Origin of the sequence: Mesorhizobium sp. M7A.F.Ca.CA.002.09.1.1 (genome assembly GCF_003998555.1) — a bacterium.
Classification (GTDB): domain Bacteria; phylum Pseudomonadota; class Alphaproteobacteria; order Rhizobiales; family Rhizobiaceae; genus Mesorhizobium; species Mesorhizobium ciceri.
Genome location: NZ_RZRR01001289.1, coordinates 1 through 1,103, shown reverse-complemented (window position 1 = coordinate 1,103; position 1,103 = coordinate 1). Strand labels below are relative to the sequence as shown.

Annotated in this window: 1 protein-coding gene and 1 pseudogene; one reads left to right on the top strand and one right to left on the bottom strand. The window is 65.2% G+C overall.

Annotation, left to right across the window (positions count from 1 at the left end):
• Nucleotides 1–112: pseudogene (locus EN994_RS36550) on the bottom strand (aldo/keto reductase); the annotation flags it as partial.
• Nucleotides 113–208: 96 nt separating this feature from the next.
• Here EN994_RS36550 and EN994_RS32600 point away from each other — a divergent pair.
• Nucleotides 209–1,099, top strand: coding sequence for a LysR family transcriptional regulator (locus EN994_RS32600; RefSeq protein ID WP_013528304.1), 891 nt, complete (start codon nt 209–211; stop codon nt 1,097–1,099).
• Nucleotides 1,100–1,103 lie beyond the last annotated feature (4 nt).

Below are 1,103 nucleotides of genomic sequence, written 5' to 3'. Positions count from 1 at the left end.
GCGTGGCGATTGCGTCGGCTTCCGCCTGGCCGCCATAGGCGAAGCTCATGCCCATGCAGCCGAGGCCGACGGGATAGACGTTCAATTCAGTTCCTAGCTTGCGGGTTTGCATAACGCGTCTCCTTGTTGCGATGCGGCAGAAATAGCGCCTTGCCTTGTGTTCGATAATCGGCTCTCATTTGCACGGGCTGTTCTAAAAGATAGATCAATGAATCGCGCGCATCTTTCCCAACTGGCCGTGCTGGCAACCGTTGCCCAATGCGGCAGCTTTCGCGGCGCGGCCAGGGAATTGGCCATCGCGCCTTCGGCGGTCAGCCATGCGGTGTCCAGCCTAGAGGCGCGGCTTGGCGTTCGGCTGCTGGCGCGCAGCACACGCAGCGTCGCGCCGACCGAAGAAGGTGCGCAGTTGCTGGAACGGCTGCGACCGGCGCTGTCGGAGATCGATCTGGCGCTGGAGACGGCAATCGAGACACGCGACCGGCCGGCCGGCAATCTGCGCCTGACCGTGCCGCGCACCGCAGCCCATTTGGCGCTGACGCCACGGCTGGGCGCCTTTGCGTCGGCCTATCCCGATATCGTGCTGGAGATCGTCATCGAGGACCGTTTCACCGACGTGGTGGAAGGGGGCTTCGATGCTGGCGTCAGGCTAGGCGAGAGCCTGCAGCGCGACATGATCGCGGTGCGCATCGGGCCGGACCTTCGCGGCGCGGTGGTCGGCGCCCCGGTCTATTTCGAGGTCAACCCCAAGCCGCGTCACCCGCGCGACCTGGCTGACCACCGCTGCATCCGCTTCCGCTTCTCCAGCGGCATCCTCTACCGCTGGGAGTTCGAGAGAGGCCGCGAGGCGATCGAGATGGCGGTGGAGGGACCGCTGATCCTCGACGAGGACCATTTGATCGCCCAGGCGGCGGTCGACGGCGCTGGGCTCGCCTTCGTCTTTGAGGATTATGTCCGCGCGCCGCTCGCCGACGGCAGGCTGATCCGTGTGCTGGAGGACTGGTGCCCCTCCTTCGACGGCTTCTTCGTCTACTATCCGAGCCGCCGGCAGATGCGCCCGGCGCTCCGGGCGTTTGTCGATTTCTTCAAGGTGAGTGGATAGAGCG

Bases quoted from the DNA above. Each gene is read 5' to 3' on its own strand.
- EN994_RS32600 (WP_013528304.1), top strand. From the start codon at position 209: ATGAATCGCGCGCATCTTTCCCAACTGGCCGTGCTGGCAACCGTTGCC.